The 23,690-nt window shown below is 62.3% G+C and carries 32 protein-coding genes; 1 reads left to right on the top strand and 31 read right to left on the bottom strand.

What is annotated here, in order from left to right; all coding sequences use genetic code 11:
- Positions 1-16: 16 nt before the first annotated feature.
- The 30 genes from AC3A4H_RS12065 to rpsL form a co-directional block, all read right to left on the bottom strand.
- A complete protein-coding gene (locus AC3A4H_RS12065) occupies positions 17-1,027 on the bottom strand; it encodes a DNA-directed RNA polymerase subunit alpha (RefSeq protein WP_348779488.1) in 1,011 nt (336 codons plus the stop codon).
- A gap of 100 nt (positions 1,028-1,127) precedes the next feature.
- Complete coding sequence (gene rpsK, locus AC3A4H_RS12060; protein WP_348779487.1) at positions 1,128-1,517, bottom strand: 30S ribosomal protein S11; 390 nt, start codon at positions 1,515-1,517, stop codon at positions 1,128-1,130.
- 125 nt (positions 1,518-1,642) lie between these two features.
- The gene (gene rpsM, locus AC3A4H_RS12055) at positions 1,643-2,011 is read right to left on the bottom strand and encodes a 30S ribosomal protein S13 (RefSeq protein WP_348779486.1); all 369 of its coding nucleotides are present in this window, start codon (positions 2,009-2,011) and stop codon (positions 1,643-1,645) included.
- A 182-nt stretch (positions 2,012-2,193) separates the two neighbouring features.
- Positions 2,194-2,790, bottom strand: a complete 597-nt coding sequence (locus tag AC3A4H_RS12050; RefSeq protein WP_348779485.1) for an adenylate kinase — start codon at positions 2,788-2,790, stop codon at positions 2,194-2,196.
- Positions 2,787-4,127, bottom strand: coding sequence for a preprotein translocase subunit SecY (gene secY, locus AC3A4H_RS12045; RefSeq protein WP_487766867.1), 1,341 nt, complete (start codon positions 4,125-4,127; stop codon positions 2,787-2,789). Before secY ends, AC3A4H_RS12050 begins: the two co-directional genes overlap by 4 nt.
- 128 nt (positions 4,128-4,255) lie before the next feature.
- Entirely contained in the window at positions 4,256-4,735 is a 480-nt protein-coding gene (gene rplO, locus AC3A4H_RS12040) for a 50S ribosomal protein L15 (protein WP_348779483.1), read from the bottom strand.
- A gap of 21 nt (positions 4,736-4,756) precedes the next feature.
- The gene (rpmD, locus tag AC3A4H_RS12035) at positions 4,757-4,954 is read right to left on the bottom strand and encodes a 50S ribosomal protein L30 (protein WP_348779482.1); all 198 of its coding nucleotides are present in this window, start codon (positions 4,952-4,954) and stop codon (positions 4,757-4,759) included.
- A 24-nt stretch (positions 4,955-4,978) separates the two neighbouring features.
- Positions 4,979-5,554, bottom strand: coding sequence for a 30S ribosomal protein S5 (rpsE, locus tag AC3A4H_RS12030; RefSeq protein ID WP_348779481.1), 576 nt, complete (start codon positions 5,552-5,554; stop codon positions 4,979-4,981).
- A 128-nt stretch (positions 5,555-5,682) separates the two neighbouring features.
- On the bottom strand, positions 5,683-6,042 hold the full coding sequence (gene rplR, locus AC3A4H_RS12025; protein ID WP_348779480.1) for a 50S ribosomal protein L18: 360 nt from the start codon (positions 6,040-6,042) through the stop codon (positions 5,683-5,685).
- Positions 6,043-6,123: 81 nt separating this feature from the next.
- Positions 6,124-6,657: a 50S ribosomal protein L6 gene (rplF, locus tag AC3A4H_RS12020; RefSeq protein WP_348779479.1), complete on the bottom strand. Its 534-nt coding sequence runs from the start codon at positions 6,655-6,657 to the stop codon at positions 6,124-6,126.
- Between the two features lie 38 nt (positions 6,658-6,695).
- Entirely contained in the window at positions 6,696-7,094 is a 399-nt protein-coding gene (rpsH, locus tag AC3A4H_RS12015) for a 30S ribosomal protein S8 (RefSeq protein WP_348779478.1), read from the bottom strand.
- A 12-nt stretch (positions 7,095-7,106) separates the two neighbouring features.
- Positions 7,107-7,412, bottom strand: a complete 306-nt coding sequence (gene rpsN / locus AC3A4H_RS12010) for a 30S ribosomal protein S14 (protein WP_348779477.1) — start codon at positions 7,410-7,412, stop codon at positions 7,107-7,109.
- A gap of 27 nt (positions 7,413-7,439) precedes the next feature.
- Positions 7,440-7,997, bottom strand: a complete 558-nt coding sequence (gene rplE / locus AC3A4H_RS12005) for a 50S ribosomal protein L5 (RefSeq protein WP_348779476.1) — start codon at positions 7,995-7,997, stop codon at positions 7,440-7,442.
- The gene (rplX, locus tag AC3A4H_RS12000; protein ID WP_348779475.1) at positions 7,990-8,304 is read right to left on the bottom strand and encodes a 50S ribosomal protein L24; all 315 of its coding nucleotides are present in this window, start codon (positions 8,302-8,304) and stop codon (positions 7,990-7,992) included. Before rplX ends, rplE begins: the two co-directional genes overlap by 8 nt.
- 12 nt (positions 8,305-8,316) lie before the next feature.
- Entirely contained in the window at positions 8,317-8,685 is a 369-nt protein-coding gene (gene rplN / locus AC3A4H_RS11995; RefSeq protein ID WP_006205457.1) for a 50S ribosomal protein L14, read from the bottom strand.
- A gap of 66 nt (positions 8,686-8,751) precedes the next feature.
- Positions 8,752-8,997, bottom strand: coding sequence for a 30S ribosomal protein S17 (gene rpsQ / locus AC3A4H_RS11990; protein WP_128626715.1), 246 nt, complete (start codon positions 8,995-8,997; stop codon positions 8,752-8,754).
- 11 nt (positions 8,998-9,008) lie between these two features.
- On the bottom strand, positions 9,009-9,209 hold the full coding sequence (rpmC, locus tag AC3A4H_RS11985; RefSeq protein ID WP_348779474.1) for a 50S ribosomal protein L29: 201 nt from the start codon (positions 9,207-9,209) through the stop codon (positions 9,009-9,011).
- A 15-nt stretch (positions 9,210-9,224) separates the two neighbouring features.
- Positions 9,225-9,638, bottom strand: a complete 414-nt coding sequence (gene rplP / locus AC3A4H_RS11980) for a 50S ribosomal protein L16 (protein ID WP_348779473.1) — start codon at positions 9,636-9,638, stop codon at positions 9,225-9,227.
- A 27-nt stretch (positions 9,639-9,665) separates the two neighbouring features.
- The gene (rpsC, locus tag AC3A4H_RS11975) at positions 9,666-10,382 is read right to left on the bottom strand and encodes a 30S ribosomal protein S3 (RefSeq protein ID WP_348779472.1); all 717 of its coding nucleotides are present in this window, start codon (positions 10,380-10,382) and stop codon (positions 9,666-9,668) included.
- Positions 10,382-10,771: a 50S ribosomal protein L22 gene (gene rplV, locus AC3A4H_RS11970; RefSeq protein WP_348779471.1), complete on the bottom strand. Its 390-nt coding sequence runs from the start codon at positions 10,769-10,771 to the stop codon at positions 10,382-10,384. Before rplV ends, rpsC begins: the two co-directional genes overlap by 1 nt.
- A gap of 1 nt (position 10,772) precedes the next feature.
- Complete coding sequence (gene rpsS, locus AC3A4H_RS11965) at positions 10,773-11,051, bottom strand: 30S ribosomal protein S19 (protein WP_348779470.1); 279 nt, start codon at positions 11,049-11,051, stop codon at positions 10,773-10,775.
- A 16-nt stretch (positions 11,052-11,067) separates the two neighbouring features.
- Positions 11,068-11,901 (bottom strand): 50S ribosomal protein L2, encoded by an 834-nt coding sequence (gene rplB / locus AC3A4H_RS11960; RefSeq protein WP_348779469.1) that lies wholly within the window; start codon positions 11,899-11,901, stop codon positions 11,068-11,070.
- 19 nt (positions 11,902-11,920) lie between these two features.
- On the bottom strand, positions 11,921-12,214 hold the full coding sequence (locus AC3A4H_RS11955; RefSeq protein ID WP_348779468.1) for a 50S ribosomal protein L23: 294 nt from the start codon (positions 12,212-12,214) through the stop codon (positions 11,921-11,923).
- The gene (gene rplD / locus AC3A4H_RS11950) at positions 12,211-12,831 is read right to left on the bottom strand and encodes a 50S ribosomal protein L4 (protein ID WP_348779467.1); all 621 of its coding nucleotides are present in this window, start codon (positions 12,829-12,831) and stop codon (positions 12,211-12,213) included. The genes AC3A4H_RS11955 and rplD overlap by 4 nt, the downstream gene beginning before the upstream one ends.
- Positions 12,831-13,541, bottom strand: a complete 711-nt coding sequence (gene rplC / locus AC3A4H_RS11945; protein ID WP_487766866.1) for a 50S ribosomal protein L3 — start codon at positions 13,539-13,541, stop codon at positions 12,831-12,833. Before rplC ends, rplD begins: the two co-directional genes overlap by 1 nt.
- 66 nt (positions 13,542-13,607) lie before the next feature.
- Positions 13,608-13,916, bottom strand: coding sequence for a 30S ribosomal protein S10 (gene rpsJ / locus AC3A4H_RS11940; RefSeq protein WP_007066362.1), 309 nt, complete (start codon positions 13,914-13,916; stop codon positions 13,608-13,610).
- Between the two features lie 67 nt (positions 13,917-13,983).
- On the bottom strand, positions 13,984-15,159 hold the full coding sequence (gene tuf, locus AC3A4H_RS11935) for an elongation factor Tu (RefSeq protein ID WP_348779465.1): 1,176 nt from the start codon (positions 15,157-15,159) through the stop codon (positions 13,984-13,986).
- Between the two features lie 66 nt (positions 15,160-15,225).
- Complete coding sequence (gene fusA, locus AC3A4H_RS11930) at positions 15,226-17,316, bottom strand: elongation factor G (protein ID WP_348779464.1); 2,091 nt, start codon at positions 17,314-17,316, stop codon at positions 15,226-15,228.
- A gap of 32 nt (positions 17,317-17,348) precedes the next feature.
- Positions 17,349-17,819 (bottom strand): 30S ribosomal protein S7, encoded by a 471-nt coding sequence (rpsG, locus tag AC3A4H_RS11925; RefSeq protein WP_348779463.1) that lies wholly within the window; start codon positions 17,817-17,819, stop codon positions 17,349-17,351.
- A 60-nt stretch (positions 17,820-17,879) separates the two neighbouring features.
- Positions 17,880-18,251: a 30S ribosomal protein S12 gene (gene rpsL / locus AC3A4H_RS11920; RefSeq protein WP_008837709.1), complete on the bottom strand. Its 372-nt coding sequence runs from the start codon at positions 18,249-18,251 to the stop codon at positions 17,880-17,882.
- A gap of 476 nt (positions 18,252-18,727) precedes the next feature.
- Between rpsL and AC3A4H_RS11915 the strand changes: the two genes are divergently transcribed.
- Positions 18,728-19,009 carry a transcriptional regulator gene (locus AC3A4H_RS11915; protein ID WP_348779462.1) on the top strand — a complete coding sequence of 94 codons (282 nt, stop codon included), beginning with the start codon at positions 18,728-18,730 and terminating at the stop codon, positions 19,007-19,009.
- 415 nt (positions 19,010-19,424) lie between these two features.
- Here AC3A4H_RS11915 and rpoC read toward each other — a convergent pair whose 3' ends face one another.
- Positions 19,425-23,621, bottom strand: a complete 4,197-nt coding sequence (gene rpoC, locus AC3A4H_RS11910) for a DNA-directed RNA polymerase subunit beta' (RefSeq protein WP_348779461.1) — start codon at positions 23,619-23,621, stop codon at positions 19,425-19,427.
- Positions 23,622-23,690: the final 69 nt, after the last annotated feature.

Raw genomic sequence — 23,690 nt, 5'->3', positions numbered from 1 at the left:
TCGAGAGGCCTACGCCTCAGTATTGGTCTTCGTAACGCTTGGCGAGATCTTCGATGTTTTCCGGCGGCCAGTCGGCCACTTCCATGCCAAGATGGAGGCCCATCGAGGCAAGAACTTCCTTGATCTCGTTCAGCGACTTGCGACCGAAGTTCGGGGTGCGCAGCATCTCCGCCTCGGTCTTCTGGATCAGATCGCCGATGTAGACGATGTTGTCGTTCTTCAGGCAGTTGGCAGAACGCACCGACAGCTCGAGCTCGTCCACCTTCTTGAGCAGCGCCGGGTTGAACGCCAGCTCGGTGACCTGCTCGGCGGCAACTTCCTTCTGCGGCTCCTCGAAGTTGACGAAAAGGCCGAGCTGGTCCTGCAGGATGCGCGCCGCGAAGGCGACGGCGTCCTCGCCGGTAACCGAGCCGTTGGTCTCGATCGTCATGGTGAGCTTGTCCTTGTCGAGCTCCTCGCCGTGGCGGGTATTCTCGACCTTGTAGGACACCTTCTTGACCGGCGAGTAGAGGCTGTCGACCGGGATGAGACCGATCGGAGCGTCTTCCGCGCGGTTGCGCTCGGCCGGCACGTAGCCCTTGCCGGTGTCGACGGTGAATTCCATGCGGATTTCAGCGCCTTCGTCCAGCGTGCAGATGACGTGGTCGGGATTGAGGATCTCGACGTCGCCAACCGTCTGGATGTCGCCGGCGAGCACCATACCCGGGCCCTGCTTGCGAACGACCATGCGCTTGGGACCATCGCCTTCCATGCGGATGGCGATTTCCTTGATGTTCAGCACGATGTCGGTGACGTCTTCACGAACACCGGCGATCGAGGAGAATTCATGCAGAACGCCATCGATCTGCACCGCCGTGACGGCGGCGCCGCGCAGAGACGAGAGCAGCACGCGACGCAGCGCATTGCCCAGCGTGAGGCCGAAACCGCGCTCCAGCGGCTCTGCCACCAGCGTGGTCAGCGTCTTACCCTTAGACGAGAACTCGATCTTGTTTGGCTTGATCAGTTCTTGCCAGTTCTTCTGGATCATTTTGTCTTCCTTCCGTTTCCCTGCACCATCCAATCGTGACAGGCGATCTGGAAAAACCGCATGAGCGCGGAATTACGCCCATGCGGCACCAAGAAATGAACTAGACGCGACGCTTCTTGCGCGGGCGGCAGCCATTGTGCGGTATCGGCGTCACGTCGCGGATCGACGTGATGGTGAAACCGCCGGCCTGCAGCGCGCGAAGAGCCGACTCACGACCCGAGCCGGGGCCGCAGACCTCGACTTCGAGGGTGCGCATGCCATGTTCCTGCGCCTTCTTGGCGACGTCTTCGGCAGCCATCTGGGCCGCGAACGGGGTCGACTTGCGCGAACCCTTGAAGCCCTGGGCGCCAGCCGACGACCAGGCAATGGTGTTGCCCTGCGCGTCGGTGATGGTGATCATGGTGTTGTTGAACGTCGAGTTGACGTGCGCGACGCCCGACGAAATGTTCTTACGTTCGCGACGGCGAATACGTGCGACTTCCTTGGCCATAATAGTCCTTTCAGAGTGATCTCTACGCCGCCGTAACTCCAGCGGCTACACCTCGAAGGCAAACGCGGAAACGGCCGACGGGGAAAAGGCCTCGCCTTCTCACCACCGGCCGGTGACGTGTTGCCTTACTTCTTCTTGCCGGCAATAGCCTTTGCCGGGCCCTTGCGGGTGCGCGCATTGGTGTGCGTGCGCTGACCGCGAACAGGCAGCGAGCGGCGATGACGCAGGCCGCGGTAGCAGCCAAGGTCCATCAGACGCTTGATGTTCATCGAGACTTCGCGGCGCAGGTCGCCCTCGACCTGGTAGTCGCGGTCGATGGTCTCGCGGATCGCCAGAACTTCGGCGTCGGTCAGCTGGTTCACGCGGCGCTCGGCCGGGATGCCCACCTTTTCGACGATCTCGCCGGCAAACTTCGGGCCGATGCCGTGAATGTACTGCAGCGCGATGATGACGCGCTTGTTGGTCGGGATGTTAACGCCGGCTATACGAGCCATTCTCATTCTCCATGTATGCCGGGCTTGCCGGCGACTGAGTTGTCCCGCGTCCGGTGGAGGCCGGCCCTTGCGGGTGTTCCTGTTCCGATGCGATCGGCACATGCTTGTGCAGCCGAGCAAAACGCGTCTGATGGGAGACGCGCCGCTATAGTCCACAAGACCCTTTTAGTCAACTGCCCACACTATCTGGTGCGGGCAGCTTCCGAAAGGATATTTTCAATCTCGGCGGTCACGACGTCGATGTCGGCCATGCCGTCGATGGTTTTCAGTTCGCCGGTGCTTGCGTAGTAGGCCGATAGCGGCGCCGTCTTCTCGCGGTACTCGCTGAGCCGCTTCTTGAACGACTCGGGATTGTCGTCGGCACGTACCTGACCGCCGGCGGCGATGGTCTCGGCCACCCGGCGCTCCATGCGCTTGAGCAGGGCCGACTCGTCGACCTTCAACTCAATCACCGCATCAAGCTGCTGGCCCTTGTCGGCCAGGATGCGGGACAGCGCCTGCGCCTGCGGCACGGTGCGCGGGAAGCCGTCAAGAATGAAGCCCTTGCGGCAGTCCGGCTCGTCGATGCGATCGGACACGATCTGGTTGACGATTTCGTCGGACACGAGTTGTCCAGCATCCATGACAGCCTTGGCACGCTTGCCGACCTCGGTTCCCGCGGCGACCGCGGCGCGCAGCATGTCGCCCGTCGAAAGCTGCGGAATGCCGTGCCTTTCGACCAACCGCTGCGACTGGGTGCCTTTTCCCGCGCCGGGCGGTCCTAGCAGAATAAGCCTCATCTTCCCCTCTTGCCCCCGCGGAGCTTCGACTTCTTGATCAGCCCCTCGTACTGGTGGGCAATGAGGTGGCCCTGGATCTGCGCAACTGTGTCGAGCGTAACGCTGACGACGATCAGCAGCGAAGTACCACCAAGATAGAACGGCACGCCGGTCGCAGAAATCAGGAACTCGGGCAGAAGGCACACGAGCACCAGATAGATGGCACCGACCACCGTGACGCGGGTGAGCACATAGTCGATATACTCAGCCGTGCGCTCGCCCGGGCGATAGCCCGGAATGAAGCCGGAGTGCTTCTTGAGCTGGTCGGCCGTTTCCTTCGGATTGAACACGATGGCCGTGTAGAAGAAGGCGAAGAAGACGATCATCGCCGCGTAAAAGACCATATAGGCCGGTTGGCCGTGCCCGAGAGCGGCCAGGATGCTGCTGGCCCAGCCAGGCATCGACTCCGTGTTGGAGAAGCCAGCGACGGTGGCCGGCAGCAGCAACAGCGACGAGGCGAAGATCGGCGGAATGACGCCCGAGGTGTTGAGCTTCAGCGGCAGATGCGAGGTGTCGCCCTGGAACATGCGGTTGCCGACCTGGCGCTTCGGATACTGGATCAGCAGGCGGCGCTGCGCGCGCTCGAAGAACACGATGGCAGCGATGACGACGACGGCCAGGATGATGATGCCGATGATCAGGCCCGTGGAAAGGGCACCAGTGCGGCCGAGTTCCAGCGTGCCGCCGATAGCGTGCGGGAGACCTGCGACGATACCAGCAAAGATGATCAGCGAAATGCCGTTGCCGATGCCGCGAGCGGTGATCTGCTCACCCAGCCACATAAGGAACATGGTGCCGCCAACCAGCGTGATGACGGTTGAGGCACGGAAGAACAGGCCCGGATCGGTGACGATGCCGTTGCCGCTCTCAAGTCCGACCGAAATACCATAGGCCTGGACGAGCGCGAGAAGCACCGTGCCGTAGCGGGTGTACTGGTTGATGATCTTGCGGCCCTGCTCGCCTTCCTTCTTCAGCGCTTCGAGCGACGGAATGACCGACGTCATGAGCTGCATGATGATGGAGGCGGAGATGTAGGGCATGATGCCGAGGGCAAAAATGGCCATGCGGCCGACGGCGCCGCCGGCGAACATGTTGAACATGCCAAGCACGCCGCCGCTCTGCTGCGTGAAGGCTTGCGCGAACGCATCGGGATTGATGCCCGGAAGCGGAATATAGGTGCCGAGACGGAAGACCAGCAGCGCACCCAGTGTGAACCAGATTCGCTTCTTTAGATCTTCGGCCTTGGCGAAGGCTGCGAAATTGAGATTTGAGGCAAGTTGTTCGGCAGCCGATGCCATGGGAAAGTCTCCGCTTGGTCACGCTTGGAAGCCCGCGCCGGGCGGCACGTGTAGACGAAGCCCCGAGATAGGCTCCACGCGGCAAAGATGCAAGCGGCTGCCGATGGGGCAGCCGCTTGTCTGTGTCATTACTCGGACTTTGCGTCCGCCTTCTCAGGCACCTTGACCGATCCGCCGGCCTTTTCGACCTTCTCGACGGCCGCCTTCGAGGCGCCGGCGATGTCGAAAGACACCTTGGCAGTGAGGTCGCCGTCGCTCAGCAGGCGCACGCCGTCCTTGACGCGGCGAATCACACCGGCCTTGACGAGCGCTTCGGCGGTTACGGTCTCGCCGGCGTCGAGCTTCTTGGCATCGATCGCAGTCTGAATGCGGCCCACAGACACCTCCACGAAGTCCTTCGCGAAGATGTTGTTGAAGCCACGCTTCGGCAGGCGGCGATAGAGCGGCATCTGGCCACCCTCGAAGCCATTGATCGAGACGCCCGAGCGGGACTTCTGACCCTTGACGCCGCGGCCGCCGGTCTTGCCCGAGCCCGAGCCGATACCGCGACCGACGCGCTTCTTGGCGTGGGTAGCGCCTTCGTTGTCACGCAGTTCGTTGAGTTTCATCGTCTTTCTCCTGCGTCCGGCTTACTTTTCGTCGACGACGCGGACGAGGTGCTGCACGGCCGCGATCATGCCGCGCACTGCCGGGGTGTCCTCGAGGGTGCGGCGGCGGTGCATCTTGTTGAGGCCCAGGCCGATCAGCGTCGCACGCTGTTCCTGCGGGCGGCGGATCGGGCTGCCGATCTGCTCGACCGTGATGGTCTTGGTAGCGTTCTTTGCCATTGTCGTAATCCTTCCCCGTCCGGCTTACTCGTCGGCCGCAACGGCGGCGCCGCGACGTGCCTGGAGGGTCGAGTACTTGATACCGCGCTGAGCAGCCACATCCTTCGGATGCATCTGGTTCTTCAGAGCGTCGAACGTTGCGCGCACCATGTTGTACGGGTTCGACGAACCCATCGACTTGGCGACGACGTCCTGCATGCCGAGCGTTTCGAAAACGGCGCGCATCGGGCCACCGGCGATGATGCCGGTACCGGCCTTGGCGGTGCGCAACAGCACGCGGCCAGCGCCGTGGCGGCCGGCGACGTCATGATGCAGGGTACGACCCGAACGCAGCGGCACGAAGATCATGTCGCGCTTGGCGGCCTCAGTGGCCTTGCGGATGGCTTCCGGCACTTCGCGCGCCTTGCCATGACCGAAGCCCACACGGCCCTTCTGGTCGCCGACGACGACGAGAGCAGCAAAGCCGAAGCGACGGCCGCCCTTCACCACCTTGGCGACGCGGTTGATGTGAACGAGCTTGTCGACGAATTCGCTGTCGCGCTCTTCGCGGTCACGGCTGCGCTCGCGATCGCGGCCGCCTTCCCTACGTTCTTGTGCCATTTCCCTGATCCTTATTCTTTTCCGGAAGCACGGGGTTAAAAACTGAAATCCGGCGTCTATAACGTCGCCGGATTTATTTCAACTGCCGATCGTGCAACGAGGCGCAATGCGCCTCGTTTGAGATCGTATCAGAAGCTGAGGCCGGCCTCGCGGGCGGCTTCGGCCAGCGCCTTGACGCGGCCGTGATAGATGTAAGGTCCGCGGTCGAAGACCACTTCCTTGTAGCCCGCCTTGATGGCGCGCTCGGCGATCAGCTTGCCGACGGCAGCAGCGGCGGCAACGTCGGCACCGGTCTTGAGGGAGCCCTTGAGCTCCTTCTCGAGCGTGGAAGCGGCGGCAACGGTGTGGCCCTTCGTGTCGTCGATGAGCTGCGCATGGATGTTCTTCGACGAGCGATAGACCGACAGGCGCAGACGGTCGCCGGAGACCTTCTTGAGCTGGCGACGGACGCGAGCGGCCCGGCGCTGGGTGGAATCCTTGGAAGCCATTGTATTCGTTCCTTGCCTTCTGAAACGGGCCCGGCCATGTGCGGTAGGCGATTGACGCCTCCCGCGACCGAGCACCGCGGCTTACTTCTTCTTGCCTTCCTTGCGGACGATGACTTCGCCAGCATACTTGACGCCCTTGCCCTTATAGGGCTCGGGGCCGCGATACTTGCGAATCTCTGCCGCAACCTGGCCGACCACCTGCTTGTCCGTGCCCGACACGACGATCTCGGTCGGCTTCGGCACGGAGATGGTGATGCCTTCCGGCGTCTGGTAGACCACGTCGTGGCTGAAGCCAAGCGCCAGCTGCAGGTTCTTGCCCTGCATGGCGGCACGGTAGCCAACGCCGCTGATCTCGAGCTTCTTCTCGAAGCCGTCCTTCACACCGGTCAGGATGTTGACGATCTGCGTGCGCGAGAGACCCCACTTGGAGCGGGCATCCTTCGAGTCATCACGCGGCTGAACGGCGATTTCGCCGTTCTCGAACTTGACCAGCACCTCGTCGTTCACGACGTACTTCAGCTCACCCTTGGGGCCCTTGGCCGTAACGGTCTGGCCGTTGACGGACGCGGTGACGCCAGCAGGCACCTGAACGGGTTTCTTGCCAATACGAGACATGTCGTTGTCCTCGTTCTTTCTGTCTTACACCCGCCCGATCAGAACACCTGGCAGAGGATTTCCCCGCCGACGTTCTGTTCGCGCGCTTCATGGTCCGTCATCACGCCCTTGGGCGTGGACAGGATCGAAATGCCGAGGCCATTGGCCACATGCGGGATCGACTTCACCGACACGTAAACGCGGCGGCCCGGCTTGGAAACGCGAGCGATGTCGCGGATGACTGGAGAGCCGTCGTAGTACTTCAGCTCGATCTCGATTTCCGATTTGCCGTTGCCGTAGTCGACCTGGCTGTAGTCGCGGATGTAGCCTTCAGCCTTGAGAACTTCAAGCACGCGGGCACGCAGACGCGAGGCCGGCGTGGAGACCTTGGTCTTCCTGCGGCCATAGGCGTTGCGGATGCGGGTCAGCATATCGCCGAGAGGATCACTTAGGGACATAGCTTGTGCTCCTTACCAGCTCGACTTGACCAGCCCGGGGACCGCGCCCAACAGGCCCAGTTCGCGCAGTGCGATACGCGACATCTTCAGTTTGCGATAATATGCGCGCGGACGACCCGAGACCTCGCAGCGATTGCGGATACGGATCTTCGCGGAATTGCGCGGCAGGGCCGAGAGCTTCAGCTGAGCGCGGAAACGCTCTTCGATCGGGAGGCTCTTGTCCATGACGGTAGCCTTGAGGGCCTTACGCTTGGCAGCGTACTGGTCCACAAGCTTCCGGCGCTTGTTGTTATTCTCGACTGAGCTGGTCTTTGCCATTTCAGATAAATCCTTTTCTCGCTGCCGTTACTGCCGGAAGGGGAAGTTGAAGCCCTTGAGCAGCGCCCGAGCCTCGTCGTCCGTCTTTGCAGTCGTACAAACGATGATGTCCATTCCCCAGATCTGATCAACCTTGTCGTAGTTGATCTCGGGAAACACGATGTGTTCCTTGATGCCCATGGCGAAGTTGCCGCGGCCATCGAAGCTCTTGGCGTTCAGACCGCGGAAGTCGCGCACGCGCGGCAGGGCGATCGTGACCAGGCGGTCCAGGAATTCGTACATGCGCTCGTTGCGCAGCGTGACCTTGGCGCCGAGCGGCATCTTCTCGCGGACCTTGAAGCCGGCGATCGAATTGCGCGCATAGGTGATGACCGGCTTCTGGCCGGCGATCAGGGCCAGGTCGGCAGCAGCGACCGAAGGCTTCTTCGAATCGCCGGTCGCTTCACCGACGCCCATGTTCAGCACGATCTTGTCGAGACGCGGGATCTGCATCTCGTTCTCGTACTTGAACTGCTCGAGCATAGCCTTGCGGATGGTCTCTTCGTAGACCTTGCGAAGGCGGGGCTGATTTTGTGCCTTAGCCATTGATCACTTCTCCCGAGCGCTTTGCCACTCGCACCTTGGTACCGTCCTGCTGGATCTGGAAACCGACGCGAGTCGGCTTGCCATCCTTCGGGTCGGCCAGCGCGAGGTTGGACAAATGGATCGGCGCTTCCTTGCTGATGATCCCGCCCTCTTGGGACTGGGTCTGTTTCTGGTGGCGGCGCACCATATTGACGCCGCGAACGACGGCCTTGTCGTCCTTGGGCATCACGCGGAGCACCTCGCCCGAGCGGCCCTTGTCCTTGCCGGCCAGAACGACGACTTTGTCGCCTTTGCGAATCTTCTGCATTTTTCCGGCTCCTTACAGCACTTCTGGCGCGAGCGAGATGATCTTCATGTGGTTCTTGGCGCGCAGTTCGCGCGGAACCGGTCCGAAGATACGGGTGCCGATCGGCTCTTTCTTGTTGTCGACGAGAACAGCTGCGTTCTTGTCGAACCGGATCACGCTGCCGTCCGGACGGCGGATGTCCTTGGCCGTGCGAACCACGACCGCCTTCATCACATCGCCCTTCTTAACGCGGCCGCGCGGAATGGCTTCCTTGATCGACACCACGATGATGTCGCCGACCGAGGCGTACTTCCGCTTCGAACCGCCCAGCACCTTGATGCACATGACACGACGGGCGCCGGAATTATCCGCGACGTCGAGGTTTGTTTGCATCTGAATCATGACTGGCCGCCTTCTTTATTCATGGGTAGTGGCGCAGCGCCCTACCCGGCTTGTCCAAATATTTCGTTACTGCGAAGCCTGGGCGTCGGTGATGACAACCCAGCGCTTGTCCTTGGAGATCGGGGCCGATTCCTGGATGAACACCTGATCGCCGACCTTGCACGCGTTGTTTTCGTCGTGCGCCTTGTACTTCTTCGACATACGCACGACCTTCTTCATGACCGGGTGCGTGAAGCGGCGCTCGACCTTGACGACAACCGTCTTCTCGTTCTTGTCGCTGACGACGGTGCCCTGCAAAATGCGCTTTGGCATGATTTTCGTCCTTATGCCTTCTTGGCCGAAGCTTTTTCGGCGGCGATGGTCTTGATGCGCGCTATGTCCTTGCGGACCTGCTTCACACGCGCCGTCTTCTCGAGCTGACCGGTGGCCTTCTGGAAGCGCAGGTTGAACTGCTCCTTCTTCAGGGCACCCAGGTCCTCGTTCAGCTGGTCAGGGGTCTTTGACCGGAGTTCTGCGGCTTTCATGACGCTTGACCTTTCTTATTCAGCAATGCGCTGCACGAAGCGCGTCTTGACCGAGAGCTTGGCGGCGCCGAGACGAAGAGCCTCGCGGGCGACATCCTCGGGCACGCCGTCGATCTCGAACATCACGCGGCCCGGCTTGATCCGGCAGGCCCAGTAGTCCACCGCGCCCTTGCCCTTACCCATACGAACTTCGGTCGGCTTCGAGGTGACCGGAACGTCCGGGAAAATGCGAATCCAGACGCGTCCCTGACGCTTCATCTCACGCGTGATCGCGCGGCGGGCCGCCTCGATCTCACGTGCCGTAACCCGGTTCGGCTCCAACGCCTTCAGGCCAAAGCCGCCGAAATCCAGGTTGGTGCCGCCCTTGGCGGCGCCGTGGATGCGGCCCTTGAACTGCTTCCGGAACTTTGTGCGCTTTGGCTGCAGCATCGTTCTTACTCCAAAATCCTATGCTTCTCAGGCGTTCTCGCGACGACGCGGACCGCGCTCGCTCGTCGGCTGATGATCGCCCTCGGTGGCGCGACGCTCGGAAGCCATCGGGTCATGCTCGAGGATCTCGCCCTTGAACACCCAGACCTTCACGCCGCAGATGCCGTATGCCGTCTGAGCTTCGGCCGTGCCGTAGTCGACGTCGGCGCGCAGCGTGTGCAGCGGCACGCGGCCTTCGCGGTACCACTCCATACGCGCGATTTCAGCGCCACCCAGGCGGCCCGAGCAGTTGATACGGATGCCTTCGGCACCAAGGCGCATGGCCGACTGCACGGCGCGCTTCATGGCGCGGCGGAAGGCAATGCGGCGCTCGAGCTGCTGCGCGATCGACTGGGCGACCAGCGTGGCGTCGGTCTCGGGCTTGCGGACCTCGACGATGTTGAGGTGCGTTTCCGCCTTGGTCATCTCGGTCAGCTTCTTGCGCAGCTTCTCGATGTCCGCGCCCTTCTTGCCGATGATGAGGCCAGGACGGGCGGCGTGGATCGTGACGCGGCACTTCTTGTGCGGACGCTCGATGACGACCTTCGAGATCGCAGCCTGCTTCAGCTCGGTCTCAAGATACTTACGGATCTTGATGTCTTCGTGCAGCAGCTTGCCGTACTCGTTGGTGTTCGCGTACCAGCGCGAATCCCAGGTGCGGTTGATGCCGAGGCGCAGACCGATCGGATTGATTTTCTGACCCATCAGGCGGCCTCCCCTTTCTCTTCCACTTCACGAACGACGATCGTGAGATGCGAAAACGGCTTCTCAATGCGGCTGGCGCGGCCACGGCCACGGGCATGGAAACGCTTCATCACGATCGACTTGCCGACATAGGCCTCAGCCACGACGAGGGAGTCGACATCGAGGTCGTGATTGTTCTCAGCGTTGGCGATAGCCGATTCGAGCGTCTTCTTGACAGTGCCGGCGATGCGCTTGCGCGAAAATTCCAGATCCGACAGCGCGGTGCCGACCTTCTTGCCGCGGATCAGCGCGGCCACCAGGTTCAGCTTCTGCGGGCTGACGCGGATCGTGCGCAGGACGGCGCGCGCCTCGTTGTCAGCAAGCCTGCGCGGAGCTTTGGCCTTGCCCATATTACTTCCTCTTCGCCTTCTTGTCCGCGCCGTGGCCGTAGTAGGTCCGCGTCGGAGCGAATTCACCGAACTTGTGGCCAACCATGTCTTCGGACACGGAGACCGGGATGTGCTTCTGGCCGTTGTGGACGCCGAAAGTCAAGCCGACGAACTGCGGCAGGATGGTGGAGCGGCGGCTCCACATCTTGATCACCTCGTTGCGGCCACCTTCGCGCACCTTTTCAACTTTCTTGAGAAGAAAGCCGTCGATGAACGGGCCTTTCCAAACTGAACGGGTCACGTCAGACTACCTCTCTTTAGCTCTTGCGCTGATGGCGCGAGCGAACGATGAACTTATCGGTCGCCTTGTTGGACCGCGTCTTCTTGCCCTTGGTCGGCTTGCCCCACGGGGTGACCGGGTGGCGACCGCCCGAAGTGCGGCCTTCACCACCGCCGTGCGGGTGGTCGACCGGGTTCATGGTCACGCCGCGGTTGTGCGGGCGCTTGCCGCGCCAGCGCGTGCGGCCGGCCTTGCCATCGTTGATGTTGGCGTGCTCGGGGTTCGACACCGCGCCGACAGTGGCGAAGCAGGAGCCGTGAACCAGGCGCTGCTCGCCCGAGTTCAGGCGCAGGATCGCCATGCCCTGGTCGCGACCGACGAGCTGGGCGTAGGCGCCAGCCGAACGCGCGACCTGACCGCCCTTGCCCGGCTTCAGCTCGATGTTGTGCACGATCGTGCCGACCGGCATGGCCGACAGCGGCATCGCGTTGCCCGGCTTCACGTCGGCGCTTTCGCCCGACACGACCTTGTCGCCAACCGCCAGGCGCTGCGGCGCCAGGATGTAGGACAGTTCGCCGTCTTCGTACTTGATCAGCGCGATGAAGGCGGAGCGGTTCGGGTCATACTCCAGCCGCTCGACCGTCGCCGCAACGTCGAACTTGCGGCGCTTGAAGTCGATGATGCGGTAGGACCGCTTGTGGCCGCCACCGATGAAGCGGGCGGTGATGCGGCCGAGGTTGTTGCGGCCGCCCGACTTGGTCAGGCCTTCGGTCAAGCCCTTGACCGGCTTGCCCTTGTACAGCCCGGAGCGGTCGGTGATGACCAGCTGGCGCAGGCTAGGCGTTACGGGTTTGAAATGTCTCAATGCCATCTGTTTGTCCTCGCGCCAATCAGAGCCCGGTCGCGACGTCGATGGACTGGCCGTCGGCCAGCGTCACGATCGCCTTCTTCACGTCGCTCTGACGGCCGATCGTGCCGCGGAAGCGCTTGACCTTGCCCTTGCGGACCAGGGTGTTGACCGCGGTGACCTTGACGCTGAACAGCGCCTCGACCGCAGCCTTGATTTCCGGCTTCGTCGCCTTGCGGGCGACATTGAAGACGACCTGGTTGGCTTCCGAAGCCATGGTCGACTTTTCGGTGATCACCGGGGTGACGATCACGTCGTAGTGGCGAAGATCCGTCATTTGAAGCGCTCCTCGAGAGCCTCGACGGCCGCCTTCGAGAGGACCAGCGTGCCGCGGCGCAGAATGTCATAGACGTTGATGCCCTGGATCGGCAGGACATCGATGTTCGGGATGTTCGACGCAGCGCGCTTGAAGTTCACGTCAAGCTCGGCACCGCCCACCACCAGGGCGTTGGTCAGGCCCAGCTTCTCGAAATTCGCGACGAGAAGCTTGGTCTTGGCCTCGCCCAGAGCCAGATCATCGACGATGATCAGGTTCGAAGCCTTGGCCTTGGCCGACAGCGCATGCTTCAGGCCGAGCGCGCGGACCTTCTTGGGAAGGTCGTGCTCGTGGCTGCGCACCACCGGGCCGTGCGCCTTGCCACCGCCGCGGAACTGCGGGGCGCGGGCCGAAGAGTGACGGGCGCGGCCCGTACCCTTCTGCTTGTACATCTTGGCGCCCGTGCGCGAGATTTCCGCGCGGGTCTTGGCCTTGTGGGTACCCTGCTGCTTCTTGGCGAGCTGCCAGCGAACGACGCGCTGGAGGATGTCTTCGCGCGGATCAAGGCCGAAAATCTCCTCGGAGAGTTTCACCTTGCCGGCATCCTCGCCGCCAAGCGTTGAAATCTTGAGATCCATTATTCGGCTCCTTCCTTGGCCGAAGCTTCATTCTGCGCGGCACGAATGCCGGCCGGCTTCGGAGCGTTTTCGGGCAGCGCTTCCTTGACCGCGTCGCGAACCAGGATCCAGGCGCCCTTGGTGCCCGGAACGGCGCCGCGGATGAGGATCAGGCCACGATCGCTGTCGGTCGACACGACCTCGACATTCTGAGTGGTCACGCGGGTTGCACCCATGTGGCCGGCCATCTTCTTGCCCTTGAACACCTTGCCGGGGTCCTGGCGCTGACCGGTAGAACCGTGCGTACGGTGGGCCACCGAGTTACCGTGGGTTGCACGGCCGCCACCAAAATTGTGGCGCTTCATGACACCCTGGAACCCCTTACCGGTGGAGGTGCCGGTGACGTCGACCTTCTGGCCGGCGACGAAGTGGTCGACGGTGATCTCGACGCCGATGTCGAGCAGGTTCTCGTCCGACACGCGGAATTCGGCAAGCTTGGCCTTCGGCTCGACGGAGGCAGCGGCGAAATGACCGCGCATGGCCTTCGACGTGTTCTTGACCTTGGCCAGGCCAACGCCGAGCTGAACAGCGGTGTAGCCGTTCTTTTCCTTCGTGCGCTGCGCCACGACCTGGCAGTTCTCCATGCGGAGAACCGTAACGGGAACATGCTCGCCGGCATCGTTATAGATGCGGGTCATGCCCAACTTCTGTGCGATAACACCTGAACGCATCGGTTCAATTTCCTTTTCAGAGTTCCCTGTCGGGGCAACCGCCCCTCCACGCCTCTTGCACCCGTCTTAGAGCTTGATCTCGACATCGACGCCGGCGGCGAGGTCGAGCTTCATCAGAGCGTCGACGGTCTGCGGGGTCGGATCCACGATATCAAGCAGCCGCTTGTGCGTGCGCATCTCAAACTGCTCGCGGCTCTTCTTGTCGATGTGCGGCGAGCGGTTGACAGTGAATTTCTCAATCCGCGTCGGCAGCGGAATAGGCCCACGAACGTTTGCGCCGGTGCGCTTGGCCGTCGACACGATTTCGCGCGTCGAAGCATCGAGCACACGGTGATCGAACGCTTTGAGGCGGATGCGGATATTCTGTCCGTTCATCGTCATTTCCTTGTTCTGGCGCGGCGCGGGCGATGTTCCGCGCCCGCGACAGATCGGTTAATTCTAATTATTCAGTGATCGACACGACGACGCCGGCGCCGACGGTGCGGCCGCCTTCGCGGATAGCGAAGCGCAGCTTCTCTTCCATGGCGATCGGCACGATCAGTTCCACGTCCACCGTCACGTTGTCGCCGGGCATCACCATCTCGGTGCCCTCGGCCAGCTGCACGATGCCGGTCACGTCCGTCGTGCGGAAGTAGAACTGCGGACGGTAGTTGGTGAAGAACGGCGTGTGGCGGCCACCCTCTTCCTTGGTCAGGATGTAGGCCTCGGCCTTGAACTTCTTGTGCGGCTTCACCGAACCCGGCTTGCACAGCACCTGGCCGCGCTCCACGTCCTCACGGCCGACGCCGCGCAGCAGCGCGCCGATGTTGTCGCCGGCCTGGCCCTGGTCGAGCAGCTTGCGGAACATCTCGACGCCGGTGCAGGTCGTCTTGGCGGTCGGGCGGATGCCGACGATCTCGAGTTCCTCGCCAACCTTGACGATGCCGCGCTCGACGCGACCGGTCACCACGGTGCCGCGGCCCGAGATCGAGAACACGTCTTCGATCGGCATCAGGAACGGCTGGTCGATCGGGCGCTCCGGCGTCGGCACATAGGCGTCAACCGCAGCCATCAGCGCGCGGATGGCCTCTTCGCCGAGCTTCTTGTCCGAATCTTCCAGAGCGGCCAGCGCCGAGCCCTTGATGATCGGAATGTCGTCGCCGGGGAACTCGTTCTTCGACAGCAGCTCGCGGACTTCCAGCTCGACCAGCTCGAGCAGTTCCGGGTCGTCGACCTGGTCGCACTTGTTCAGGAACACCACGATCGACGGAACGCCGACCTGGCGGGCGAGCAGGATGTGCTCGCGGGTCTGCGGCATCGGGCCGTCGGCGGCCGACACGACCAGGATCGCGCCGTCCATCTGCGCGGCACCGGTGATCATGTTCTTCACATAGTCGGCGTGGCCCGGGCAGTCGACGTGGGCGTAGTGGCGGTTCTCGGTCTCGTACTCGACGTGCGAGGTCGAGATGGTGATGCCGCGCGCCTTCTCCTCCGGAGCGGCGTCGATCTGGTCATAGGCCCGGAAATCGCCGAAAAACTTCGTGATCGCAGCCGTCAGCGACGTCTTGCCATGGTCAACGTGACCAATCGTGCCAATGTTCACATGCGGCTTGGTGCGCTCAAATTTACTCTTAGCCATGTGAAATCTCCATTCCTATCAGCCACTTAAGGCGTTGAATTAAGGTAACGACGTAATTCCTCGGAATTACGCGAATTTCTTTTGCACTTCCTGCGCCACGGCGGTCGGGACCGCATCGTAGTGGTCGAACACCATCGAGTACTGGGCGCGGCCCTGCGACATCGAGCGCAGGCTGTCCACGTACTTGAACATGTTGGCGAGCGGAACCATGGCGTTGACGACCACGGACACGCCGCGGGCTTCCTGGCCCTGGATCTGACCACGGCGGCTGTTCAGGTCACCGATGACGTTGCCGACATAGTCCTCAGGCGTGACCACCTCGACGCGCATGACCGGCTCGAGCAGCTGGACGCCGAGCTTCGGCGCAGCTTCGCGAAGGCAGGCGCGGCTGGCGATTTCGAACGCGAGCACCGAGGAGTCGACGTCGTGGAAGGCACCGTCGACGAGCGTCGCCTTGACGCTGATCATCGGGAAGCCAGCGAACGGACCAGAGGACAGAACGCTGCGGACACCCTTTTCGACGCCCGGGATGTATTCCTTCGGAACCGCACCGCCGACGATCTTGGACTCGAACACGAAATCCTCGCTCTCGGGATTCGGCTCGAACACGATCTTGACGCGAGCGAACTGGCCGGTACCGCCCGTCTGCTTCTTGTGGGTGTAGTCCTGCTCGTGGGTACGGGTGATCGTCTCACGATAGGCCACCTGCGGCGCACCGACGTTCGCCTCGACCTTGAACTCACGCTTCATGCGATCGACGAGGATGTCGAGGTGAAGCTCGCCCATGCCGGCGATGATGGTCTGACCGGATTCCTCGTCGGTCTTGACGCGGAAGGACGGATCCTCGGCAGCCAGGCGGTTGAGCGCGAGGCCCATCTTTTCCTGGTCGCCCTTGGTCTTCGGCTCGATCGCGATCTGGATGACCGGCTCGGGGAATTCCATGCGCTCCAGGATGACCGGCTTCAGCGGGTCGCAGAGCGTATCGCCAGTGGTGGTCTCCTTGAGGCCGGCCAGAGCGACGATGTCGCCGGCAAATGCCTCTTCGATGTCCTCGCGGGAGTTCGAGTGCATCTGCAGCATGCGGCCGATGCGCTCTTTCTTGCCCTTGACGGTGTTCTCGAGCGACATGCCCTTGGTGACCTTGCCCGAGTAGATGCGGCAGAAGGTCAGCGAACCGACGAACGGGTCGTTCATGATCTTGAACGCCAGCATCGACAGCGGCTCTTCGTCGGACGACTTGCGGGTGGTCTCAGCCTCGGTCTTGGGGTCGATGCCCTTGATGTCCGGCACTTCGTTCGGAGCCGGCAGGAAGTCGACGACTGCGTCGAGCAGCGGCTGCACGCCCTTGTTCTTGAACGCCGTGCCGCAATAGACCGGGTGGAACTTGACGCCGATCGTGCCGATGCGGATGAGCTCGCGGATCTTGTCGTTGTCCGGCAGGTTGCCCTCGAGATAGGCTTCCATCGCAGCCTCGTCCATCTCGACAGCGGCCTCGATCATCTTCTCGCGGTATTCTTCGGCCTTCGCCTTGAGGTCTTCCGGGATCTCGACGACGTCCCAGGCAGCGCCCAGGGCTTCGTCGCGCCAGATCAGGCCCTTCATCTCGATGAGGTCGACGACGCCCTTGAAATCGCTTTCAGCGCCGATCGGCAGCTGCATAGCGACCGGAATGGCGCCAAGACGCGAACGGATCATGTCGAGGCAGCGATAGAAATCGGCGCCGATCTTGTCCATCTTGTTGCAGAAGATCATGCGCGGGACATGATACTTCTCGGCCTGACGCCAGACGGTCTCGGTCTGCGGCTCAACGCCGGCATTGGAGTCGAGCAGCGCGATGGCACCGTCGAGCACGCGCAACGAACGCTCCACCTCGATGGTGAAGTCGACGTGGCCGGGCGTGTCGATGATGTTGAAACGGCGGGTCTTGCCGTCGCGGCCCTTCCAGTACGTCGTCGTGGCAGCCGACGTGATCGTGATGCCGCGCTCCTGCTCCTGCTCCATCCAGTCCATCGTGGCCGAGCCCTCGTGGGTCTCGCCCAGCTTATGGGACTTGCCGGTGTAGTAGAGGATGCGCTCGGTCGTCGTCGTCTTGCCGGCGTCGATGTGAGCCATGATGCCGAAGTTGCGATAGTCTTCGAGTTTATATTCGCGGGCCATGGAAGGTGCCTCTCAGTCGTTCGTTCGCGCTATTACCAGCGGTAGTGCGCGAAAGCGCGGTTGGCCTCAGCCATCTTGTGCGTGTCTTCACGCTTCTTGACAGCGGTGCCACGGTTGTTGGCGGCGTCCATCAGTTCACCCGACAGACGGTCGACCATGGTCGTCTCGTTGCGGTTGCGGGCCGCAGTGATCAGCCAGCGGATGGCGAGAGCCTGGCGACGCTCCGGACGGACATCGACCGGAACCTGGTAGGTCGCACCACCAACGCGACGCGAGCGCACTTCGATGTGCGGAGCGACGTTGTCGAGCGCCTGATGGAACACGGAGACCGGCTCCTGCTTGGTCTTGGCCTGAACCTGGTCGAGCGCGCCATAGACAATCGTCTCGGCGACCGACTTCTTGCCGTCATACATGACGGCGTTCATGAACTTGGTGATGACCAGGTCGCCGAACTTCGGATCCGGGTTGATCTCACGCTTCTCTGCACTGTGGCGTCGGGACATGTTTCTCGTCTCTCAACTTCGAAGCTCGACGCGACCATGCGGCGCCCGAGCCGATAAACCTTACTTCGGACGCTTGGCGCCGTACTTGGAGCGGCGCTGCTTGCGGTTCTTCACGCCCTGCGTGTCGAGCACGCCGCGGATGATGTGATAACGAACGCCGGGAAGATCCTTGACGCGGCCGCCGCGGATCATGACCACCGAGTGCTCCTGGAGGTTGTGACCCTCACCAGGAATGTAGCCGATCACCTCGAAGCCATTGGTCAAGCGGATCTTGGCCACCTTGCGCAGCGCCGAGTTCGGCTTCTTCGGCGTCGTGGTGTAGACGCGCGTGCAGACGCCCCGCTTCTGGGGATTGGCCTGCATGGCCGGAACCTTATTGCGCTTCACCGGCGCAATGCGCGGCTTGCGGATCAGCTGGTTGACGGTAGGCATTAAACCCTCTTGTCTCTCAAATTCGGTGTCTCGAGCCCATTCACGGGCGGCTCCAAGCGCCATTCCACACGAAAATTCGGGCCACAAACCGCGATCCGCGGTGCGCCCGAACAAAAAGCAGAGGAAGCGGAACCGCTTCGTGCACGCCGGAGATGTGTATACGCTCGTAAAACGAACCTTGTTTGAGGCAAACTCCAGAACGTGTCGCTCCGGAAAGCCAGACCTCACATGGGTTCAGACAAGGCGGCTAATACGCTTGAACCCGCGGACCGTCAACCCCACACGGGTCATATTCTTAACAAAGCAGCCCGTTCCGGCGCCCAACACGGCCGCGAGACATAATATTTCGCCTCGTCGCAGCCGTGAAACAGAATGTGGCGCGGTTTTCCCTGTCCCCTGCCCGCCATTCGTGGCAAAACGCCCAGTAGACGATGGCGTGGATACCTCGCCAAAGGCCATGAAGCAAGGAATCACGCATGAACGACAATGAATCAGGGCCCGTCACGATCATCATCGGCCGAGTCTGGCGCAGGAAAGGCGGCGAGTCGGAAGGCGTGCATGTCATGCTGGTGGCACCGGACGACGATTCCGCCGTTCGGATCGCTCTCGAGGCGCTTGCCAAGGAAGGCTACGCCGAGGCCGAGCTGGACCAGATCGGCGAGATGCAAGACGAGCCGGACGACGAGCCGCATCTTTCCGCCTACCAGGGCGCACTTGAAGGCGAAGTCTCCATCGTGACCTTCAACGAAGACGATTGAGCTGAGTGCCCGCGAGCGGCGCGCCGCCGCACACGTTCAGCGACAGGCTGCCGCTGCTCTGAAACGGGCGGTTTGCGGACAGAAAAAGACCGCCCGGATGGGGCACAACCGGGCGGCCAAAGCGCGGTACGGGAGGCATATGCCACCTGTTGCAACCGCGTACTGTGAAGCTTGGTTACTTGTCTTCCCCCTCGCCCGGCCAGACGCAAAAATCACGTCCGTGCCATGCGCTCCCCCGAGCGCTTGAGCGTGCTGAATGCAACCTTAAGCAAATCAACGGGCCGAGTATCAATCTAAAGGCGCCGTTTGTCATCCCCCAAATGGGGGAGGAACCGACAATATTTCGAGGTATGAAAAAAAGGCCACCGGGAAATTCCCGGCGGCCTTTTTGACTGCGGCATCTGCCCCGCGCTGGTTACTGCGCGGCGTTGACCATGTCGGTCAGCATCGGCTCGGCGACTTCCACGCCGGACGCCTTGCGGCGCTCGTCGAGGATCAGTTCGTCGCGCGACGTAGCGATGCGACGGATCTGGTTCATCTGACCGCCGGTGCCGGCCGGGATCAGACGGCCGACGATGACGTTCTCCTTCAGGCCCTGCAGCATGTCGGTCTTGCCGGCAACCGCCGCCTCGGTGAGAACGCGGGTCGTTTCCTGGAACGACGCGGCCGAGATGAAGGACGGCGTCTGCAGCGAGGCCTTGGTGATGCCGAGCAGCACCGGCTGGCCTTCCGCAGGCTTCTTGCCTTCCTCGATCAGGCGGTCGTTGACCTCGTCGAACTCGATGACGTCAACGTGGTCGCCCGGGATGTAGACCGAGTCGCCCTGTGCGGTGATCTCGATCTTCTGCAGCATCTGGCGAACGATGACCTCGATGTGCTTGTCGTTGATCGACACGCCCTGGAGACGATAGACCTCCTGGATCTCATTGACGAGGTAGGAAGCCAGAGCCTCCACGCCCTTGATGGCCAGGATGTCGTGCGGCGCCGGATTGCCGTCGAGGATGTAGTCGCCCTTCTCGATGGCGTCGCCGTCCTGGAGATGGAACGGCTTGCCCTTCGGAATGAGGTACTCGATCGGCTCCAGCGTCGAGTCATGCGGCTCGATGATGATGCGGCGCTTGTTCTTGTAGTCGCGCCCGAACCGCACCGTACCGTCGATCTCGGCGATGATGGCGTGGTCCTTCGGACGGCGCGCTTCGAACAGCTCGGCAACACGCGGCAGACCACCGGTGATGTCCTTGGTCTTGGCGCTTTCCATCGGAATACGTGCCAGCACGTCACCGGGCCTGACTTGGGCGCCCGGCTCGACCGAGAGAATGGCCTCGACCGAGAGCATGAAGCGTGCATCGCCGCCCTTCGACAGCTTGGCCAGCTTGCCCTTGGCGTCCTGGATCGTGATCGCCGGCTTGAGGTCCGAACCGCGCGGCGTGGACCGCCAGTCGATGACCTCGCGCTTGGTGATGCCGGTGGATTCGTCGGCGGTCTCCTGAACCGAGATGCCTTCGACGAGATCCTCGAACGCCACCCGACCTTCGATTTCGGTGAGGATCGGACGGGTATACGGGTCCCATTCCGCGATACGCTGGCCGCGCCTGACCTTGTCGCCGTCGTCCACATAGACGCGCGAGCCGTAGGTGACGCGGTGCGCGGCACGCTCCTTGCCCGCCTCGTCGAGGATCAGGATCGCCATGTTGCGGCCCATCACGACAAGGTTGCCGTCGGAGTTGCGAACCACGTTGCGGTTGCGGATCTGGACCGTGCCTTCATACGAAGCTTCGAGGAAGGAAGAGTCCACCACCTGCGCGGTACCGCCCATGTGGAAGGTACGCATGGTGAGCTGCGTGCCCGGCTCGCCGATCGACTGCGCGGCAATGACGCCGACCGCTTCGCCCTGGTTGACCGGGGTTCCGCGTGCCAGGTCGCGACCGTAGCACACTGCGCAGACGCCGGTCTTGACCTCGCAGGTAAGCGCCGAACGGATGCGAACCGTCTGGATGCCCGCCTTCTCGATCTGCTCGATGTCGCGCTCGTCCATCAACGTGCCGGCCTTGACGATCAAGTCGCCAGTGAGCGGGTGGCTGATGTCGTCGAGGGCGGTGCGGCCCAGGATGCGCTGGCCGAGCGAAGCCACCACCTGCCCGGCATCGACAATCGGCTGCATGGTGAGGCCCTTCTCGGTGCCGCAGTCGATGGCGTTGACGATGCAGTCCTGCGCCACGTCGACCAGACGACGGGTCAGGTAGCCGGAGTTGGCGGTCTTCAGCGCGGTGTCGGCCAGACCCTTGCGGGCGCCGTGGGTCGAGTTGAAGTACTCGAGAACGGTGAGGCCTTCCTTGAAGTTCGAGATGATCGGCGTCTCGATGATCTCGCCCGACGGCTTGGCCATGAGGCCGCGCATGCCGGCGAGCTGACGCATCTGGGTCGGCGAGCCGCGCGCACCGGAGTGCGACATCATGTAGATCGAGTTCATCGGCTTCTGACGGCCGCTGTCCTCGAACTCGACGGCCTTGATGCGGGCCATCATCTCGTCGGCGACCTTTTCCGAGCACTTGGCCCAGGCGTCGACCACCTTGTTGTACTTCTCGCCCTGGGTGATCAGGCCGTCATTGTACTGCTGCTCGTATTCCTTGGCCAAAGCTTCGGTCTCGGCGACCAGCTTATGCTTGGTGTCCGGAATGACCATGTCGTCCTTGCCGAACGAAATGCCGGCGCGGCAGGCATGGGCAAAGCCGAGTGCCATGATACGGTCGCAGAAAATGACCGTCTCCTTCTGACCGCAGTGGCGGTAGACGGTATCGATCATCTTGGAGATGTTCTTCTTGGTCATCTCCTGGTTGCAGATGTCGAACGGCACATTGACGTTCTTGGGCAGCAGCTCGCCGAGGATCATGCGACCGGGCGTGGTGTCATAGATCTTCGACACGACGTTGCCTTCCGCATCGACGGTGCGGAAACGGCCCTTGATCTTGGCGTGCAGAGTGACCGCCTTGGTCTCGAGCGCGTGCTGGAGTTCGCCCATGTCGGCAAACGCCATGCCCTCGCCCGGCTCGTTCTGGTTGACGATCGACAGGTAGTACAGACCCAGCACCATGTCCTGCGACGGCACGATGATCGGCGCGCCGGAGGCCGGATGCAGGATGTTGTTGGTCGACATCATCAGAACGCGGGCTTCAAGCTGCGCTTCGAGCGACAGCGGCACGTGAACGGCCATCTGGTCGCCGTCGAAGTCGGCGTTGAAGGCCGTGCAGACCAGCGGGTGAAGCTGGATGGCCTTGCCCTCGATCAGGATCGGCTCGAACGCCTGGATGCCGAGGCGGTGCAGCGTCGGCGCGCGGTTCAGCAGCACCGGATGCTCGCGGATGACCTCGTCCAGGATATCCCAGACTTCCGGCTTTTCCTTCTCGACCAGCTTCTTGGCCTGCTTGACGGTGGACGAATAGCCCTTGGCGTCAAGCCGCGCATAGATGAACGGCTTGAACAGCTCGAGCGCCATCTTCTTCGGCAGACCGCACTGGTGCAGCTTCAGCTCCGGACCGGTCACGATGACCGAGCGGCCCGAATAGTCGACGCGCTTGCCGAGCAGGTTCTGACGGAAGCGGCCCTGCTTGCCCTTGAGCATGTCGGACAGCGACTTCAGCGGGCGCTTGTTGGCGCCGGTGATGACGCGGCCGCGGCGGCCGTTGTCGAACAGCGCGTCCACGGCTTCCTGCAGCATGCGCTTTTCGTTGCGGATGATGATGCCCGGGGCGCGCAGCTCGATGAGGCGCTTCAGACGGTTGTTACGGTTGATGACGCGGCGATATAGATCGTTGAGATCGGACGTCGCGAAGCGGCCGCCGTCCAGCGGCACCAGCGGACGCAGGTCCGGCGGGATCACCGGCACGACCTTCATGATCATCCATTCCGGACGGTTGCCGGATTCGATGAAGTTCTCGACCACCTTCAGGCGCTTCAAGAGCTTCTTCTGCTTCAGCTCCGACGTCGTGGAGGCAAGCTCGGAACGCAGGTCGCCGGCGATCTTCTCCAGGTCCATGCTGGCCAGAAGCTCATGGATGGCCTCGGCGCCGATCATGGCGGTGAACTGGTCCTCGCCATACTCGTCGACGGCGAGCATGTACTCTTCCTCGGAGAGGAGCTGATGCTCCTTCAGCGCGGTGAGGCCCGGCTCGGTGACGATGTAGTTCTCGAAATAGAGGACGCGCTCGATGTCCTTCAGGGTCATGTCGAGCAGCGTGCCGATGCGCGAGGGCAGCGACTTCAGGAACCAGATGTGGGCGACGGGCGCGGCGAGCTCGATGTGGCCCATGCGCTCGCGGCGGACGCGCGACAGCGTGACTTCGACCCCGCACTTCTCGCAGATGACGCCCTTGTACTTCATGCGCTTGTACTTGCCGCACAAGCACTCGTAGTCCTTGATCGGACCGAAGATGCGGGCGCAGAACAGGCCGTCGCGCTCCGGCTTGAACGTACGGTAGTTGATCGTCTCCGGCTTTTTGATCTCACCGAACGACCACGACAGAATCTTCTCCGGGCTGGCGAGCGAAATCCGGATGGAATCGAACACCTGCGCCGGAGCGTTGTTGTTGAAGAGATTCATGACCTCTTGGTTCATGTCGTTCTCCTTTTGGGACCCAGGGCCCCAGACGAATATTGGCGGGCCTTCGCCCTTGGCGATCCGTTC

Source organism: Pseudaminobacter sp. Soil_N_29, from assembly GCF_057656055.1.
The sequence above is the reverse complement of the archived record's forward strand: the minus strand, read 5'-3'. Positions and strand labels throughout refer to the sequence as shown.